The organism is Spirosoma panaciterrae DSM 21099, from assembly GCF_000374025.1.
Lineage (GTDB): Bacteria > Bacteroidota > Bacteroidia > Cytophagales > Spirosomataceae > Spirosoma > Spirosoma panaciterrae.
The window spans coordinates 66,105-78,784 of the sequence record NZ_KB893189.1 but is presented as its reverse complement, the minus strand read 5'-3'; the positions used below and the strand labels follow the sequence as shown (position 1 = coordinate 78,784).

Annotated in this window: 12 protein-coding genes; 10 read left to right on the top strand and 2 right to left on the bottom strand. The window is 46.1% G+C overall.

The window, feature by feature from the left end:
* Nucleotides 1-68 precede the first annotated feature (68 nt).
* Both B153_RS36755 and B153_RS0118690 read left to right on the top strand, forming a co-directional pair.
* Nucleotides 69-1,961, top strand: a complete 1,893-nt coding sequence (locus B153_RS36755) for a sensor histidine kinase (protein WP_020598271.1) — start codon at nt 69-71, stop codon at nt 1,959-1,961.
* A gap of 717 nt (nt 1,962-2,678) precedes the next feature.
* Nucleotides 2,679-3,272: a CAP domain-containing protein gene (locus B153_RS0118690; protein ID WP_020598270.1), complete on the top strand. Its 594-nt coding sequence runs from the start codon at nt 2,679-2,681 to the stop codon at nt 3,270-3,272.
* Between the two features lie 42 nt (nt 3,273-3,314).
* On the opposite strand, the gene B153_RS0118685 is transcribed toward B153_RS0118690, so the two are convergent.
* A complete protein-coding gene (locus B153_RS0118685) occupies nt 3,315-4,805 on the bottom strand; it encodes a capsule assembly Wzi family protein (protein ID WP_020598269.1) in 1,491 nt (496 codons plus the stop codon).
* A gap of 242 nt (nt 4,806-5,047) precedes the next feature.
* Here B153_RS0118685 and B153_RS0118680 point away from each other — a divergent pair, with 242 nt between their 5' ends.
* The 8 genes from B153_RS0118680 to rplT all read left to right on the top strand — a co-directional run bounded on the left by B153_RS0118680 (nt 5,048) and on the right by rplT (nt 12,047).
* Nucleotides 5,048-5,620, top strand: a complete 573-nt coding sequence (locus B153_RS0118680) for a DinB family protein (protein ID WP_020598267.1) — start codon at nt 5,048-5,050, stop codon at nt 5,618-5,620.
* A gap of 51 nt (nt 5,621-5,671) precedes the next feature.
* The gene (locus B153_RS0118675) at nt 5,672-6,100 is read left to right on the top strand and encodes an EVE domain-containing protein (RefSeq protein WP_020598266.1); all 429 of its coding nucleotides are present in this window, start codon (nt 5,672-5,674) and stop codon (nt 6,098-6,100) included.
* Between the two features lie 62 nt (nt 6,101-6,162).
* Entirely contained in the window at nt 6,163-7,056 is an 894-nt protein-coding gene (locus tag B153_RS0118670) for a class I SAM-dependent methyltransferase (protein WP_020598265.1), read from the top strand.
* Nucleotides 7,057-7,166: 110 nt separating this feature from the next.
* Nucleotides 7,167-8,348: a tetratricopeptide repeat protein gene (locus B153_RS0118665; RefSeq protein WP_020598264.1), complete on the top strand. Its 1,182-nt coding sequence runs from the start codon at nt 7,167-7,169 to the stop codon at nt 8,346-8,348.
* 140 nt (nt 8,349-8,488) lie between these two features.
* Nucleotides 8,489-10,432 carry a threonine--tRNA ligase gene (gene thrS / locus B153_RS0118660; protein WP_020598263.1) on the top strand — a complete coding sequence of 648 codons (1,944 nt, stop codon included), beginning with the start codon at nt 8,489-8,491 and terminating at the stop codon, nt 10,430-10,432.
* A 203-nt stretch (nt 10,433-10,635) separates the two neighbouring features.
* Nucleotides 10,636-11,190 carry a translation initiation factor IF-3 gene (gene infC, locus B153_RS0118655; protein WP_020598262.1) on the top strand — a complete coding sequence of 185 codons (555 nt, stop codon included), beginning with the start codon at nt 10,636-10,638 and terminating at the stop codon, nt 11,188-11,190.
* Nucleotides 11,191-11,346: 156 nt separating this feature from the next.
* Nucleotides 11,347-11,541, top strand: a complete 195-nt coding sequence (gene rpmI, locus B153_RS0118650) for a 50S ribosomal protein L35 (protein ID WP_020598261.1) — start codon at nt 11,347-11,349, stop codon at nt 11,539-11,541.
* 161 nt (nt 11,542-11,702) lie between these two features.
* The gene (gene rplT / locus B153_RS0118645) at nt 11,703-12,047 is read left to right on the top strand and encodes a 50S ribosomal protein L20 (RefSeq protein WP_020598260.1); all 345 of its coding nucleotides are present in this window, start codon (nt 11,703-11,705) and stop codon (nt 12,045-12,047) included.
* A 94-nt stretch (nt 12,048-12,141) separates the two neighbouring features.
* Here rplT and B153_RS0118640 read toward each other — a convergent pair whose 3' ends face one another.
* The gene (locus B153_RS0118640) at nt 12,142-12,582 is read right to left on the bottom strand and encodes a nuclease A inhibitor family protein (protein WP_020598259.1); all 441 of its coding nucleotides are present in this window, start codon (nt 12,580-12,582) and stop codon (nt 12,142-12,144) included.
* Nucleotides 12,583-12,680 lie beyond the last annotated feature (98 nt).

Below are 12,680 nucleotides of genomic sequence, written 5' to 3'. Positions count from 1 at the left end.
TAAAGCGTTGATCCTGAGAATTTATTACGCAAGTTATCAAGGGTCTGATTGCCTAATCTGAACTGGCTATGGATTACTTCTATAGATTTCTCTCCCTGCTAATTGGGTTGATTGCTGGTTCTGTATATGGACAGAGTAAAATTCCATTGCTGAAAAGCCAGCTTGCATTGGCAACGACGGATACGGCTCGTAGTCGAATCTATTTCGAACTGGGTGGACAATTTCCTGACATAGCGGTCGATTCCAGCGTATACTTTCTTAATCGTTCTGTACTTAGTAGCAAAAAGGCAAACAATTCCTTCCTGCTTGCGCAGGCCTATTGGAAGCTTGGGTTTGTCCAGATGTACTATGAACGGAATGATACTAAAGCCATAACACTTTTTTATCAGGGGATAGCCATTGCCCGTAAGCACAATGATTTTTTGAATTTAGCTCGCTGCTATTCGTATCTGGCTATGGTGGCGTATCACCAGCGCACGGGTAACTGGAAGGATTTGCTGGCGAAAGCCGAGGTTTATGCTAAACAGGCAAACAACTGGCTTGTGCTTTCGGACGTATACGCCATGGAGTCCAACATTTATACCTATAATGATCAGCAGGAGCAGGCCAGCGAAACCATCAAAAAGGCGATGTTGGCCAGTCGGGCTGGAACGGGCCATTGGTTTTCGTATGCGCTGGATTATGCAGAGTCGCTGGCAGCCACAGGCAAAAAAGCCGAGTCGGTAGCGCTATACCAAAAATTGTCATTGGTAAAGAATCAACTGCCACACGACCAAAGTGATTTTGTCTATGAAAATGATCTGGCCCGGCTTGAACTGGGTTTAAAAAACTATTCCAAGGCCGAGCGACTACTGCAGGCTATGGTCCTGGAGGAAAAGACAAGAGCCCGGCCTGATTCATTTCATCTGTTTATTATGACGCGTACTTTACGACAGCTTTATGAAGAGCAGAAAAACTATAAGAAAGCCTATCAGATAGCCAATGAACTGGCTGACTTGCGTGTATGGAAAAGCAACAAAGAGCAGACGATTGATAGCCGACTAAAAATGACCCAGTTGCGGGCTGCTTTGGACCTTCAGAAGAAGGAGGTGCAGATTGCCCAGCTCAAAGCGCACGAACAGCAGAATCAGGTCTATTTAACGGGTGTTTTATTGGTAGCAACGATGCTGGTGAGTTTTGTTGTTGTTTTGCATCGGGCCAAACGTCGAATCGAGCGACAAAGTGCTGATTTGAAGCAGCTTAATCATACGAAAGACAGGCTATTCGCCATTTTGTCGCACGATTTACATTCGCCAGTGGCGAGTCTTAAAAATCTGTTGGGACTCACAAGCTGGGGCGAATTAAGTCAGCATGAATTTGCAGAAGCTACCCAAATTCTGAACAAACAAGTAGGTAATTTATTAACAGTGCTGGAGAATCTGCTGAACTGGGCAATGTCGCAGATGGGAGGCATTCATGCTCGATTAAAACCAATCAACCTGTTTCTGGTCATTGATGAACAAATTGCCTTATTACGGCCTATGGCGGAAACGAAAGGGATTTATTTAAACAACTTTTTGCCAACAGACCTGCCTTTACTGGCTGATGCGAATCAGTTAGGGGTTATCTTCCGAAATCTGCTGCAAAACGCGGTAAAATTTACACATACCGGAGGGCGAATCGAGGTGCGCTGTTCGTATGAGCCTACGAAGTACATCATCTATATCTCGGATACAGGTATCGGTATCCCTCAGGCTTTACTTGACCAGTTGTTACGAGCGGGTTCGTCTGGTAGCCGTCCCGGTACAACCGGTGAGAAGGGGGCTGGACTTGGATTGATGATTGTAAGTGAGCTGCTCGAAGCGAATCGGGGAAGCCTGAGGGTTGATAGTCAAGAAGGAATCGGCACCACGTTTACAATCCTGTTCCCACGATCTGTCGATATACCCCGTTCAGTACAATCCGAATCGGTATACAATTAACCTGTTGATTCCGGCCCGTCAGCTCATCGTTGATCCAATTGACTATCGTTTCGATGGCTCTTTCGGATTGGATCATAGCCAGCCACGAGTTTTTTCTGTTTCAATCTGGCTGAAAGCAAATAATTGATTTATAGGCAATTGCTGGATTTCATGGCTCGGCTACGAAGTCAGTTTATGCATGTCGTTATCTACAGACTGCGCTAGGATGGATATTCCATACATTCCTTTTACCACAGCTTTCTCCTGAATTAATGCCTCTTTACCAGGAGAACAGACAGTAATATATCCCCCAGGTGAGGTTTCAGTATTGTCAAAGTTATTGAGGATAACTGATTTATTATCATAGGGTTATGAGGTTTTAGCCAGAGTTAGGGGAGGTAGCCCTAAGTCGTTTTGCTGACTACGATGTGAAAACGTGAGTGAATGCCCTCAATTAGTTAACCGATCGCCCCAACGATTTTAAGTCATCGTACTCCCAACAAGGCTGCTAACTTAAGGAAAACAGGCCAAATCCTCCCTTTTACTCCATTTTATAGTAATCCACTATAATATCTATAGTTAGTAAACTAGACTTTTTCTAGGATATATAGCAATTTTTATTGTTACCAAATATTGCATTAAGAAAAACAAATTGTATAATTATGCGGTTTTAGTTTAGTAATAGATAGTTTAAGTTCTTTAATTGGTTTTATTAACTAACCTTAAATTGTTGTTAAGATGAAATATGTTTATGTTTTTGGCATTTTGGCTTCAATCTGGGCGCTAAATGCCTGTCAAACGGACCAGGAAAAGACGGGAACGCCCGCACCTGTTATGTCGTCAGTACATAAAGAAGGAGGAGTTGGTGGACCAGAGGCAGAATTGCCAGACCATTCGGGAGCCCGGGATGCAACCATGGCTTTACAACAGGAAGTGTTGACGTATGTCAATCAGGCACGTTCGCAGACCTGTCTTTGTGGGACTACGGTTTATCCACCCGTTCCTGCTCTTACGCTGAACTCACGGTTAAATGGGGCTGCTGATAAGTATGCAGTCGATATGGCCACCTATAATTATTTTAGCCATACTGGTCGTGATGGGTCTCAGCCCTGGGATCGCATGACCCGAGAAGGTTATCAATGGACTTCAGCAGGTGAAAATATTGCGGCAGGTTATCCAACCGCCCGGTCGGTGGTCGATGCTTGGTTAAGTTCACCGGGGCATTGTCAGAATATAATGAACCCGTATTTTCAAAACCTTGGTGTTGGCTATGCCTACAATACAAGTAGTACCTATAAACACTACTGGGTGAACGATTTTGGACGAAAATAATGGTGTAGTGGGCCAGGGACTATCTTGAGGTGTCTGGCCCACTTATTTGTGTTTGCTCTGCCCTTCTTTTCGAATGCCTACATAAAATCCGACACTGTTGTCATATAAATCACCAATATCGGTAGCGACCGCAGCATTCGCAGTAACCCCATTGAGAATATAAAGTGGAGACGATACCGATAGTACAGACGAAAATTGCCTGACTGGCGCTGGAAATGGGACTTCATACGTGCCCAGATTTTCGCTATAAGAGGCTTTAAGCTGAAATTTAAAGAAATCAAGCACCTGGCCCGATAGGCCAACATGCATAACCGCAACCCGATTGTTGTTTGTAAAACCATAGCGCGGCAAATCGCTACGACTATCGGGAGTGGGTGTAATAAATGGAGTACCCATGGTTAAGCCATATCGTGACCAACCATCCTGATATTGTGAGTGGTTGAAGTAATTATCACGGCCTCGCTGGGCGGCATTCTCCAGAAATAAAGCACCGCCCTGACTTTGTGTATACAGATATTCGAACAGAATATCCTGTATCTGAAACCCATTTGGATTATGGGGACGTCTATTTCGGATTCGCAGACCATTCAGGCCATCCTGAATATTAGTTAAATAAAAGAGCGAGCCGTCTTCATAGATATTTTGGCGATAGGCAAAGAGGGAAAACGAATTACCTATGTATTCGAACCCAAGATCTACCGTACCGAGGTGGTTACCAATTCGATTTTCGTGATCAAAATTGCTGATTCGGGTTGTATCAATATCGGTTCTGTTCCCTAAGGGAAGAGCCAGTACCATATTGATGTAGTCGCTGAATTGGTTGGGCAACTGATTATTTTTGATGATTGACGCATTCGGCAGTCGCTCGGTATTTCCCCCCCACATTACCTCATGATTTATGCCTGCATACAGTTTCAACCGCCAGTTGGGTCTGCCAAAACGCGCGTACAAGGCTTTCTGATGCAACATGGTATTGTTAATAAAACGATCCTGCTCAAACCAGCCATGTGCATAAAATCCCTTAAAGCTTATTAATCCTTTTCGGGGAATGTAGTCGGGAATGGCAAACTGGATTTTCAATAGGGGTAAAGCATTTCCTGACCAGGCATATGAACCGGAACTTAGAGTGGAATCGACCAAGCCAACGATTTCGCGCCGACGACCTGCCCATAATTCCATACTACGACCAAACTTCAGTTTTACATAAGCCTCTGGTATAAGTAACTTATACGTATAGCCTGCATTTAGGACCGCTTCGGCTCCCCACCCCCAGTCGACCCGTCGATTGACTGCACGAAGACTATCGAGTTTGCTTTTCGGTGAATCGTGGTAATCGACCCGCAGCCCTTGCCGGATGGTCATGATGGCATGTTCACTGGGTACAATGCCGTATTGGTTGGCTCGAAGCCAGAAAGGTGTTTGGCCGGAAGTCGAAAAATAGCTGCCTACTTCAGTTCGGTAACGGAGTGGCTTAATCGTCTGTCCGTAGCAGATCGAAGTTCCCAGCAGCCAGAGAAAAAGCCAACGGTTCATACACGAGCGTATAATAAGCCAGAGCGTTATAATCTTTGAGTCTGATCAATTACAGTTTAGTCACACTTTCAGTTGGCAATGGATTGAAAAAATGTATACACAAAATATGCCATATGAAACGTTAGGCTGGTAATGAACCCGGCAGAGCATCGAAACGAGACAATCTCAGCCATTTCACTGGTTTTTTTCGGAACGACATAAATAAAGACTTACCTTTGTGGTTTGATAACGAATAGTAAATTATGGTTCCAAACGACGAACTGATTCGCATCATCGACCTGCTAAACACTACCTATGAAGGAGAAGAGGCATGGCATGGGCCTTCAGTTGTAGAGGTGTTACGGGGAGTCACACCGGATATGGCAGGGCGCCGAATCGCTCCAAACACACATAGTATCGCCGAACTCGTTTTTCATATGACCAGTTGGCGAATTTTTTGTGTCAAGAAGATGCAGGGTGATGCAACGTTCGATATTACAACCCCTGATAAAAACTTTGGGGCATTACCTGATAAAATAGATGATTTCGAGTGGGAGGCCCTCGAAATGGAACTGAGCCTAAGTCAGGAAGAGCTCATCAACGAACTCGATAAACGTGACGATGATGAGTTTTTGGAGGATATAGTGCCCGGTCGTGATTACACCTATTACGACATGCTGCACGGTATCATCAATCATGATCTGTATCATACCGGGCAAATTATGATTTTGCGTAAAGCATTGACATTCAAAGGGGCAGGCTCACAATTCGACGATGATGTTGATGAATACGGTTCATCCTTCGACAGCAGCCACGAACACGACGATTATTATTGATAAAACGGGCTATCGCTCCGTCGAATCGGAGCGATAGCCCTCTATTCTTCTGTGAACTTCTGGCTTGTTAAATCTGAACCCGACGCGTACGGGTGGCATCACTTTACGGAACAAGGGCGAGCTGTATGGGACGGCGTTCGCAATTATCAGGCACGTAATAATCTGAAAGCCATGCGGTTAGGCGATCAGGTGCTCTTTTATCATAGTGTTACAAATCCGGCCGTTGTTGGTCTGGCCCGCGTTGTCGAAGAAGCTTACCAGGATCCAACAGTACCTGATGACCAGCGCTGGGTTGTTGTTGAATTAGAGCCCGTTATGGCTTTCGATCTTCCGGTGGCACTGTCTCAAATTAAATCCGAGCCCTTACTGGCTAATCTGAGTCTGATCCGGCAATCCCGTTTATCGGTTATGCCAGTTCGACCCGATGAGTTCGAATTGATCTTAAAAATGGGGCAGAAACCAATGATGAAGCCTGAATGATCGAATGCTGCTCGTAAATCCCTTCATTCATTCGGTAGTTCCTATCCATCATTACGCAATACATGGCTACTATACAGATTGTTACTCCTGCCTCCTGGCCCGATTATGAATTGATCGATTCAGGTAATTTTCAGAAGCTAGAACGGTTTGGTAAGTACATTTTGTCAAGACCCGAGCCGCAGGCAATCTGGGACAAATCCCTTTCCGATGAAGAGTGGGAACGGCAGGCTCATGCCATCTTTCGACGGGATCGCCAATCACCTGAACGGGGCGACTGGCAGACCTCGCCCGACATGCGTGATCCCTGGTATGTATCGTTCAGACAGGGGCAGTTAAAGCTGACATTCAAACTGGCGCTGACCACTTTTAAGCATGTTGGATTATTTCCGGAGCAGTCAGACAATTGGCTATTTATCGTTGATAAAATCAAAACTATGAGCCCCCGGGTTGCCCGGCCCAAAGTTTTGAATCTGTTTGCTTATACAGGTGGGGCTTCACTCGCAGCCCGACAAGCGGGGGCCGATGTGACTCATGTCGATGCCGTTAAGCCCGTTATCAATTGGGCGCGGGAAAATATGGACCACAGTGAGCTGGACAATATACGCTGGGTTGTTGAAGATGCTGTAAAATTTGTTCGTCGCGAAGTCCGTCGGGGCAATTATTATAATGGCATCATTCTTGATCCACCAGCGTACGGCCGAGGCCCCGGTGGCGAAAAGTGGGTACTGGAAGAGCAGCTCAACGACCTACTCAAATCTTGTGCCGATCTTCTCGATCGTACGGATTTTTTCTTTATCATTAACCTGTATTCTTTAGGTTTTTCATCCATCATCGTTGATAACCTGATGACGCAACTATTTGGTGACGTTCCTAATCCAGAGTGGGGAGAACTAGCCGTAACGGATCAGTTTCAGAAGCGGTTACCCCTGGGCGTGTTTTATCGGTTTGGAGTATGAGTCTAGCGGGCAAGAGTAGGCTAAAGAGTGAAAATGTGAACGGGCAGAAGAACAGAACTGGTTTTACCAGCATCTGGCTCCTGCACTTCCTCTCTCTTTCTGTCTTTCTTATGCTGGCCTCCTGCGAGAGTGACGAACGGCAATCGGCGCGCATTCCTGATTTCCCAAAACCGGGGGATAGCAGTCGAACCGAAGGCGCTTTGCGTGCATTGACCGTGGCCATCAATCAATCCTCATCTTCCTCAGCCTATGCCAAACGGGCGGCTATTTTACTGGCGATGGGGCGGATTAACGATGCGCTGGCGGATATTGACGAAGCGATCAGCCGGAATGATAATACAGGCTCTTATTATTTGATTAAGGCGCAAATACTTCGGGTGCTACAGCAGCCCGACAAAGCCTTACAAAATGCCCAAAGGGCCGAAATCCTGGGTATAGATACGCCAGAACTTTATACACTGCAGGGGGATTTGCTACAGCAGCAGAATCAGTTTGATAAAGCTAAACTGTATATTGCGAAAGCGCTACAAATGGCTCCCTACGATGGGGAAGCGTATTTTTTTAAAGGCCTGATGGCTGCCCGACAGAGTGATACGATGCAGGCTTTAACGCTCTATCAGCATTCGCTTCGGCTCAAACCGAGGTATTTGGAAACGTATAATCAGTTGTCGTCCATTTACCGGTCCCTGGGTGACCTGAATTCAGCACTGATCTACAATGCGCAGGCACTCAGCTACTTTCCGAATAATGCAAAGCTCTATTATGGCCGGGGCCTTATTTATCATACCGAGGGTAAACTGGATAGTGCCATGGTCGATTATCAGCGTACGGTGAAAGTTCAGCCGAATTACTACCAGGCGTATTTTCAGATGGGGCTGATCAATCAGAAATATCGGAACTACTATGCCGCTCTGACCAATTATCAGCGTGTACAGCAACTACGTCCACAATTCCCCCGGATCGATACCTACATAGGGTATTGCCATGAACAGATGGGGCAATTTGATCTGGCAATAGTAGCCTATACGAAAGCTACCCAATTGAACAGTAATGATCAGCAGGCTGCTGCTGGATTATGGCGTTCACAACGGCGACAATATGTACAACAAAACCCATATAACTCGTTATTTTTGCCCGATAGTAGTACTGACCGGCCGATAACATCGAACCGAACCCGACCGGAGTTTGATACAACGCGGGTACGTATTTCAACCATTCAGCCAAAGTCGCAGGTGACGAGCCACGCGAGTGATTCGCTCCAGCGGGCTGTGAAACCCATTGGTCAGAATTAATGTATAGTAAATGATATATGATGTAGGATATATGATGTATTATTAAAACCAAATACATCATATATCCTACATCATACTTCAAAAAAAGTGGCTTACAGTTGTAGGTAAGCCGCGGGTACCACCAATAAATGATAGTCGAAATGATTGCGCAGGACGAACAAATCCGCGTGACGCTACCCGATGGTAGCGTTCGGCAATACCCCAAAGGAAGCACTGGGTTGGATATTGCCGCTCAAATTAGTGAAGGCCTGGCCCGTAATGTGCTGGCCGCCAAGGTAAATGGGGTTGTGCAGGATGCCACGCGCCCAATCGAGGATGATGCCAATGTGCAACTCCTGACCTGGAATGATGCGGAAGGCAAGGCCACTTTCTGGCATTCGTCGGCCCACTTGCTGGCCGAAGCCCTGGAAGCCCTGTACCCTGGTGTGAAATTTGGCATTGGCCCAGCTATTGAAACAGGCTTTTACTACGATGTCGATTTAGGTGGTCAGCCTTTTTCGCAGGAAGATTTCAAAAAGGTAGAGGACAAAATGCTCGAACTGGCTCGTCAGAAAGAGCAGTATATCCGCAAGCCCATGAGCAAAGCCGATGCGATTGCCTATTTTGAAGAAAAAGGTGATCCGTACAAACTTGACTTGCTCGAAGGACTGGATGATGGTACGATTACGTTCTATACCCAGGGGAACTTTACGGACCTTTGCCGGGGGCCGCATATCCCTAACACGGGTTTTATCAAAGCTGCAAAACTGATGAACGTTGCTGGAGCCTATTGGCGGGGCAATGAGAAGAATAAACAACTTACCCGAATTTACGCCGTCACGTATCCCAAGCAGAAGGAACTTGACGAATACCTATACTTACTTGAAGAAGCGAAAAAGCGCGATCACCGCAAGCTGGGCAAGGAGCTGGAGTTGTTTGCTTTTTCGGAAAAAGTAGGCGCAGGGCTTCCATTATGGCTCCCCAAAGGAACCATGCTGCGCGAACGTTTGGAGAACTTCCTGCGAAAAGCGCAGTTGCGAGCAGGATATTCGCCCGTTGTAACGCCCCATATTGGGAGTAAGCAATTGTACGTTACCTCAGGGCACTGGGAAAAATATGGCGAGGATTCGTTCCAGCCCATAAAAACGCCCGATCCGAACGAGGAGTTTTTGCTCAAACCGATGAACTGCCCGCACCATTGCGAGATTTACAAAACCCGCCCTCGGTCGTATCGGGACTTACCCTTACGATTAGCCGAGTTTGGCACGGTGTATCGCTATGAGCAATCGGGCGAACTTCATGGATTAACCCGGGTTCGCGGCTTTACGCAGGATGATGCGCATATCTTCTGCCGCCCCGACCAGGTAAAAGATGAGTTCATGAAGGTAATTGACCTGGTATTGTATGTCTTTAAATCACTTGGCTTTGAAGATTACAGCGCTCAGGTTTCCCTGCGTGATCCGGAAAATAAAACGAAATACATTGGCTCCGACGATCTGTGGGAGAAAGCCGAAGCCGCCATCATTGAATCGGCTGCCGAGAAAGGATTGCCAACCGTTATGGAATTAGGTGAAGCCGCATTCTACGGGCCAAAACTCGATTTCATGGTTCGCGATGCACTCGGAAGAAAGTGGCAACTCGGTACAATTCAGGTCGATTACAACCTACCGAACCGATTCGAACTGGAATACATTGGGGCTGATAATCAGAAGCATCGGCCTGTAATGATTCACCGAGCGCCGTTTGGGTCAATGGAGCGATTTATTGCTATCCTGATCGAAAATTCGGGTGGTAACTTTCCGCTCTGGCTTTCACCCGATCAAATCGCGATTCTACCGATTTCGGAGAAGTATGAAGACTACGCCAATGATCTGTTCTTCAGTTTACAGGAGCATGACATCCGTGGCTTCGTCGATCTGCGTGACGAAAAAATCGGCCGTAAGATTCGGGATGCGGAAGTAGCTAAAGTTCCTTATATGCTTATTGTAGGGGAAAAAGAAGCCGCCGATGGCAAAGTGTCTGTCCGTCGTAAAGGACAGGGCGACCTAGGCAGCATGAGCGTGGAAGAGTTTGTCAAAACGTTCCAAATGGAAGTTAAGCTATAAACTTGACGGTTTCGGTTGACTGACGTGGGTTAAAGCAGGCGTTGGTCAACCGAAAACGATCAAGTACGGACTGTAAACTTGTTTTGCAGTGGTATTTTCAATAGTTTACCGAACTTTTTAAAAACCGTTACGTTATCCAAGCGACTTTTCATCAGTTAATTTAAAAGTCAGCGTTAAACAATTTGTTACCCTAAACACAATCTATGGCATTACCCCAGCGCAGACCACCTCGTCGTGTGGTTGAAGAACCGTACAAAGTCAATGAGCGCATCCTGGCCCGCGAAGTTCGGGTGGTCGGTGAAAATGTAGAGCAGGGAATCTACGACATAAATAAAGCACAGGCGATGGCTAAGGCACAGGGACTCGATCTCGTTGAAGTGTCTCCAAATGCCGTGCCGCCTGTTTGCCGTATTGTCGATTACTCTAAGTTCAAATACGAGCAGAAGAAAAAGCAGAAAGAAATTAAAGCCAATGCTACGAAAGTCGTTATTAAAGAGATTCGGTTTGGTCCAAATACCGATGATCACGACTTCGATTTCAAACTGAAACACGCGATAAACTTCCTGAAAGAAGGCGCTAAAGTAAAAGCTTATGTACAGTTTGTAGGTCGGGCTATTGTATTTAAAGACCGGGGTACCCAATTACTTGAGCGATTTGCCAAAGGGTTGGAGGATTACGGTAAAGTTGAAGCTGAGCCAAAACTTGAAGGAAAACGCATGACCGTTTTCCTGTCGCCTAAGGTTGTCAGTAAGAAATAAGCAAAATTCAACCTAAGAGGAAGAAGGGAAGTAAGGAGAAGGGGCGTTAGAAGCAGATTCTGTTTCTTTTCAGCCTTCCCCTTTCTTCCTTTCCTCCTTTTTTATTAACTTTGCGGCCTGTTTACGTAAAATGTTCCATACAAGCGGTTTATTCCAATGCCAAAAGTAAAAACCAACTCGGCTGCCAAGAAGCGTTTCAAGCTGACCGGCACCGGTAAAATCAAGCGGAAGCATGCCTTCCACAGTCATATCCTGACGAAAAAAACCACAAAGCAGAAGCGGAATTTAGTACACGCTGCTGTGGTGGATAGTACAGACGAGCGTCGCATCAAAGCGTTGCTAAACGTTTAGTCTGTCAAAAGGGATGCGGGTTGCATCCTGGTTCTATGTTTCACCCGATGCCGGGCTTTAAGTGAAAGAGGTTTTATGAATGATGCCTGATTGGATTAGTCGTTAATAGACCATCAGCTCTTTGTCTTTCCGCCTGTCGTCAAAAAACAATTTAAAACAAAATGCCACGTTCCGTCAATCACGTAGCCTCACGGGCGCGTCGGAAAAAAGTAATGAAGCTGGCTAAAGGCTATTTTGGTCGGCGTAAAAATGTTTGGACAGTAGCGAAAAATGCTGTCGAAAAAGGATTAGGATACGCGTATCGCGACCGTCGTGCCAAGAAACGTGATTTCCGGGCTCTCTGGATTCAGCGGATCAACGCCGGGGCTCGTATCAATGGTATGTCGTATTCGGCACTGATGGGTGCCCTCAACAAATCGGGCATCGAACTCAACCGCAAAGTATTGGCTGATCTGGCCATGAACCACCCGGAAGCATTTGCCGCCGTTGTGGAACAAGTGAAGTAAACAGAAATTAGTAGTAGAAGCGAGGAGTGGGTAATAGGAATTGATGGCGCATAGCGGTCTTCCTACTACTCATTCCTCGCTTCTGTTATTGCCGCTACGTCTGCACTATCTTCGTTTTTAATCCGGCCCGGCCTTCGTCGGCCTGCAGACCAAGTAAATACACATCTATTTCGGAATCGCCTACGCGAAATACCTGTCGTACGGACAAATCAGCTTCGACCAGCTTTTGTAACTCCTGAAATTTGGCCGTTCGGGCCTTTTCGTCATCACCGTACCAATCCTGTTCGGAAACAACAGGTTCCCAGAAATCGGCTTCCGGTACTTCTTCCACATATATTTCAGGGGGAATCATCAACCAATCTTTAATCTGACTTACCGTGAGCGGTTCGGGCTGTTTTAAGTAACAGGTAACGGTTTCGAGGGGTTCGTCGGATTCGCTCGGATAGAGTAAATCTGGAAGTAGCAGATTTGCTTTTTCGGTAAACAACTTTTTTTCTGAAGTTGGGTTGCTACTTTTGGACTCTTCGTGCGTCATAAGCGTAATTGATAGATTTACGACAAATAAAACCGATTCTAGTTGAAGTAACAGTTGTCGTCTACCTATTTTTAATGCGGGTATCAAGAAAAGAAACC

Coding starts and splice junctions, on each gene's coding strand:
- B153_RS0118670 (WP_020598265.1), top strand. CDS start 6,163: ATGGCTACTATACAGATTGTTACTCCTGCCTCCTGGCCCGATTATGAA.
- B153_RS0118665 (WP_020598264.1), top strand. CDS start 7,167: ATGCTGGCCTCCTGCGAGAGTGACGAACGGCAATCGGCGCGCATTCCT.
- B153_RS0118640 (WP_020598259.1), bottom strand. CDS start 12,582: ATGACGCACGAAGAGTCCAAAAGTAGCAACCCAACTTCAGAAAAAAAG.
- infC (WP_020598262.1), top strand. CDS start 10,636: ATGGCATTACCCCAGCGCAGACCACCTCGTCGTGTGGTTGAAGAACCG.
- rplT (WP_020598260.1), top strand. CDS start 11,703: ATGCCACGTTCCGTCAATCACGTAGCCTCACGGGCGCGTCGGAAAAAA.
- rpmI (WP_020598261.1), top strand. CDS start 11,347: ATGCCAAAAGTAAAAACCAACTCGGCTGCCAAGAAGCGTTTCAAGCTG.
- B153_RS0118685 (WP_020598269.1), bottom strand. CDS start 4,805: ATGAACCGTTGGCTTTTTCTCTGGCTGCTGGGAACTTCGATCTGCTAC.
- B153_RS0118680 (WP_020598267.1), top strand. CDS start 5,048: ATGGTTCCAAACGACGAACTGATTCGCATCATCGACCTGCTAAACACT.
- B153_RS0118690 (WP_020598270.1), top strand. CDS start 2,679: ATGAAATATGTTTATGTTTTTGGCATTTTGGCTTCAATCTGGGCGCTA.
- thrS (WP_020598263.1), top strand. CDS start 8,489: ATGATTGCGCAGGACGAACAAATCCGCGTGACGCTACCCGATGGTAGC.
- B153_RS36755 (WP_020598271.1), top strand. CDS start 69: ATGGATTACTTCTATAGATTTCTCTCCCTGCTAATTGGGTTGATTGCT.